The following is a 3,864-nucleotide window of genomic DNA, read 5'->3' on the forward strand; positions in this document are numbered from 1 at the left end:
ATAAAGTAGGATTGGTGACCACTTCAAATAAAGGAAAAAAAATCATTCTTGGTATCCAGGCATTTTTGCAAACACCTTACGATGGGCATACCATAGAACCGCTCTTGGAACAAATGGAAAACAATGGCCAAGAACTTCCCATAGAATTAAAATCGCAAAAACCAAATGTCCTAATAATTTAGCGAAACAAAAAACCAAATGTCCTAATTTTAAAGACCTTTAAAAATCTTTTAAAAGTATTTAAACATTAAGGTTAAAGCTAGGAGCATTACCTTTTAATAGTTCTTGTGTTGACACAATATTGTTGTCATAAATATGAACATTAGCCAACATCAACGTGATTGACTTTAAAGGTATATCTACCTGTCGGCTTATCAAATATAAATGATAAATGTCTGCTGGTAGCCCTAACGATGCGTCACTACTCCTCTGGTAAGCACTGACAACAAGTTTACCAGCATCTATCTGAAACTGAATTAGAGACAAGCACGGCTGTTGGTTACTTTCCGCAGCCGTTGAGCCCAAAAACAAAACGTAATTTTTAGAGTTTCTTTTCTCTTTATTAATTTTTTCGATAAGTTTTGGAAGTTGCTCAAAGTAAGTTGGATAGCTGTTTACCAATATCGGACCACAATAATCCCACCAGTTCACCCCAATTTCCCTGTATTTCTCGGTCAATCTTTCGCCTTTTATAAACAACTGGAGTTCATTTTTAAGCTTATTCCTAGCAATTCCGTGACCTTCAAATATCTCTAACAGATCGAGCGGCTTAAGTTCAATCAACTCATTAGTTAGATACTTTATGCCTCCTTTTTTATTTTCCTGAAGCTTTCCTTTTTTTAAAATCTTATCTAAAATTCTGTGATACTTATTCATTTTGTTTCAAATTAATTGTTATTCATTCTATATTTGCAGTTCTGACGGTATTAAACATGCAAAGCCCACATAGCACTAGATAGACATAATGTCCTCCAGTAGCCATGTGGGCTCTTGTTTAAAATACCGTCAGAAAGTTTTTTAATGCTGGAGGGCTATTTATCACCCTCCTTAAAATTAGTGTTTCATTTACGCTGCCAGCACTCCATACGAATCAAAGAGCACATAACCATTACGGTCTTTTTTAGCAGCTTTTAACTCTTTAATAGAATACCCAAAATTTTTCTGAAAATGTGGCAAATCATAACGTTTTCCGTTTTTGTTGAAAAGCCCCCACTGCCAGCCGTATTTGTTAAATATTTTCACGACTTCCAGCCAGTCAGCAATGCCATCACCGTCGGCATCGAGAATAGTGTCCCAGCTGGCAGTTTCAAACGTGCCGTTTTTATCTTTGTCAAGAAGCTGAACGATGTCAACTGCCATGCCGTAATTATGGTAAGACTCATTACCTCGCGCATTGGTAACTATTGCACCCGGCTTGGTTCTGCCTTGCGCATACAATGCTTCTTGCTCATTGAAAGACCGGAGCACCTGCGAAAATCTAAACAACGCATAAGGCGACGTAATAGCTTCGCAAATCTCTTTGTAAATTTGCCTTAATTCAATCCTAAGTATAGGGTGAATCGTTTCGATCCGTTGTAAAGTAATTGCATCCATTACGCTTCTTGTTTTTCTTTATTAAAATATTTTTTGAATTTGAGTTCAAAAATTGACTCTACGATCTCGAATATTGGCGGTTTCTTTTTGTATAAAAATTCGAAGTTTTTACCAATACTTTTAAAATCCCTATACCAAAAAATAGCCAACGGGATTTTAATCACAACAGCGGTCGTGAATCCCACAACTTCTGCTAAAACACTTTGATTGTCATCAACCTCCAGAATTGTTTTTGCGAAATATAAATAGGCAATAAGCGTAAGGCATTTAAAAAAAGTGAACTGAAGCTTTTCCGTGCTGAACCTTTTTAGCTTGACAGTTTTGAGTAAAGCTCTTCGCTCTGGCGTATCATCTTTGATAAGTTTTGCTTTTGATTCAGCCTCTTTAGCGATCCTCAAAGATTTTTTGACTCCGTAACCGGCATCAGTAAATACAGTGATTATAACAAGCAATAAAATGAGATTTGATACTCCGAAAATATTCAAATCTAAGAAATGCGAAATGCACTGCATCGAAAAAGACATGCACAGCGCACTATAAAAAACAAACGCATCGTTATCAAATGCTAGATCAAGAGCTCCTTTTATGTAATTCGATACAGGTCTGAAGTAGATGTTAAAACAGTTTTGCGCATACATTATTTTATATAAAAAATCAAACATTGGAATGAGGTTTTTGATTGGCGTTAATTAGTAAATCTTTATTGGCCAGGCAGTATATTTCAAGCTGCTGGACCAGGTGACATTTGGCTTGATAGAAAAAAGCCAACTTTTCTGAGTCATCGGTAGATTCGTGCATCGAGATGTGACAGTCCACAATGGAACCAAACAGGGCTAAAAACATCACGTTTTTACCGCCTACAAAATGCCGGATTGCGGCAACATTGTCTTCAAATTTGCTTTGGGCGTATTTATCAGGTGTCATAATTTCACGATTTTATGGGTTATACTGTGATTGATTTTAAGAATATAGATGCCACTGGCCAGATCATCTATCATGATGCGGTGCATGTTACCAACAGTTGTATAGCTCTTTAACCGACGTCCGGACATATCAAAGAGTTCTAAATTTGACACTTCAATGCCTTTGATGTGAATTTCATCTCGTGCTGGGTTGGGATATATTTTTACCTCTTGAGGCTCTAGTTCCGGCACGGATAAGGCACCACCGCGCACTTCTAAAATCGCCTCATCGCACAAATACACAATATCGGCCACGTTCAACAATTCGCCCTCAATCACCACGTGACTGTTGAGCAGTTGCAACTGACCACCTTTCATATCCAAATCATCACGGATAATGCCTTTCAGATAAAAATCGACCCCACAGGCATTGCCAATACCCCATCCGCCCTCGGTATGCTGCAGCTCATTGGTCAAATCGTGCCATCCCGTATAATCGGTACTTTGCCCAAAAATGCAAAGCGGCAGAAATGATGTTATTAATAGTAATTTAGCCATGCTAACTTATTTTTTCGATGAAAATATTATCTAATAAACAAGAGTTCCCTTGTGTTGATGTGTTGGATCTACTCCATGCAGCATAAAGGATAAAAACCATCGTCTCCTCTAACGCTACAAACTCATATGACTGTGATAGCCACTCAAAGGATTCTATATCAAACCAAGTATGGCTATCAGTACCTCTGCCTACTTCAAACCAAGCTCTTCCAGCACCATCTTCTGTAGCATTCAACGCTCTTGAATCGGCTGTGAGTCTGTAAGTTTCTCCTACTTCAAATCCTCCTAGAGATATAGTGGCATATCCACCATAACTTCCGCTAGGTGTGTTTTGAGATGTGTCAAGCTTCCTAACTCTCATTGACCAACTACTGTTGTTTCCAGTTTCTATTAAGAGTTCTACTTGGTTTTCATCCGATACGCTCCACTCAGTCCCAATACTTTCTGATTCTGCTGCCCCAATACTGCACGCATCTTGTTGATCATATAAATTAACCGGCAAAAGTGGCCATACCTGAGCACTGCCCAAATAGACCTTATCAACCGTATCGGCTCCTAAATAAATTCTATCTGCGTTATTTAAAATCATCCTACTGTTATATATAATGTATTTTCATCCGGTGATGGCAAGGCATCATATTGCGCTTGCGTGAGCTTGATCCACACGGCAGCATCGCCTTGATCTCCTTTATCTCCTTTATCTCCTTTATCTCCTTTATCGCCTTTGTCGCCATCCTTACCGTCAGCACCAGCAGCACCGTCAAAGTAATCCACTCCCTTTACAGGTGTGTAACCGTCTTCGCCTTTATCG

At 38.6% G+C, this 3,864-nt stretch carries 8 protein-coding genes; 1 reads left to right on the forward strand and 7 read right to left on the reverse strand.

From position 1 onward, the window contains the following. Positions 1 to 182: hypothetical protein (locus VLZ86_RS05635; RefSeq protein ID WP_325449604.1), on the forward strand; the 182-nt coding region annotated here is incomplete at its 5' end. 58 nt (positions 183 to 240) lie between these two features. Here VLZ86_RS05635 and VLZ86_RS05640 read toward each other — a convergent pair. From VLZ86_RS05640 to VLZ86_RS05670, 7 genes are all read right to left on the reverse strand, one after another. Further along, positions 241 to 876, reverse strand: coding sequence for a thymidylate synthase (locus VLZ86_RS05640; RefSeq protein WP_325449606.1), 636 nt, complete (start codon positions 874 to 876; stop codon positions 241 to 243). 189 nt (positions 877 to 1,065) lie between these two features. Beyond that, the gene (locus tag VLZ86_RS05645) at positions 1,066 to 1,593 is read right to left on the reverse strand and encodes a M15 family metallopeptidase (RefSeq protein ID WP_325449608.1); all 528 of its coding nucleotides are present in this window, start codon (positions 1,591 to 1,593) and stop codon (positions 1,066 to 1,068) included. Further along, positions 1,593 to 2,255, reverse strand: coding sequence for a hypothetical protein (locus VLZ86_RS05650; protein WP_325449610.1), 663 nt, complete (start codon positions 2,253 to 2,255; stop codon positions 1,593 to 1,595). Before VLZ86_RS05650 ends, VLZ86_RS05645 begins: the two co-directional genes overlap by 1 nt. Beyond that, positions 2,248 to 2,517, reverse strand: a complete 270-nt coding sequence (locus tag VLZ86_RS05655) for a hypothetical protein (protein WP_325449612.1) — start codon at positions 2,515 to 2,517, stop codon at positions 2,248 to 2,250. Before VLZ86_RS05655 ends, VLZ86_RS05650 begins: the two co-directional genes overlap by 8 nt. Next, entirely contained in the window at positions 2,514 to 3,053 is a 540-nt protein-coding gene (locus VLZ86_RS05660; protein ID WP_325449614.1) for a T9SS type A sorting domain-containing protein, read from the reverse strand. Before VLZ86_RS05660 ends, VLZ86_RS05655 begins: the two co-directional genes overlap by 4 nt. Position 3,054: 1 nt before the next feature. Continuing rightward, positions 3,055 to 3,642, reverse strand: coding sequence for a hypothetical protein (locus VLZ86_RS05665; RefSeq protein WP_325449616.1), 588 nt, complete (start codon positions 3,640 to 3,642; stop codon positions 3,055 to 3,057). Next, positions 3,639 to 3,864: phage upper tail fiber protein (locus tag VLZ86_RS05670; RefSeq protein ID WP_325449618.1), on the reverse strand; the 226-nt coding region annotated here is incomplete at its 5' end. The genes VLZ86_RS05665 and VLZ86_RS05670, both read right to left, overlap by 4 nt.

It is taken from the genome of Gelidibacter sp. (genome assembly GCF_035515035.1).
In the GTDB taxonomy this organism is placed as follows: domain Bacteria; phylum Bacteroidota; class Bacteroidia; order Flavobacteriales; family Flavobacteriaceae; genus Gelidibacter.

Bases quoted from the DNA above. Each gene is read 5' to 3' on its own strand.
- VLZ86_RS05640 (WP_325449606.1), bottom strand. From the start codon at position 876: ATGAATAAGTATCACAGAATTTTAGATAAGATTTTAAAAAAAGGAAAG.
- VLZ86_RS05645 (WP_325449608.1), bottom strand. From the start codon at position 1,593: ATGGATGCAATTACTTTACAACGGATCGAAACGATTCACCCTATACTT.
- VLZ86_RS05650 (WP_325449610.1), bottom strand. From the start codon at position 2,255: ATGTTTGATTTTTTATATAAAATAATGTATGCGCAAAACTGTTTTAAC.
- VLZ86_RS05655 (WP_325449612.1), bottom strand. From the start codon at position 2,517: ATGACACCTGATAAATACGCCCAAAGCAAATTTGAAGACAATGTTGCC.
- VLZ86_RS05660 (WP_325449614.1), bottom strand. From the start codon at position 3,053: ATGGCTAAATTACTATTAATAACATCATTTCTGCCGCTTTGCATTTTT.
- VLZ86_RS05665 (WP_325449616.1), bottom strand. From the start codon at position 3,642: ATGATTTTAAATAACGCAGATAGAATTTATTTAGGAGCCGATACGGTT.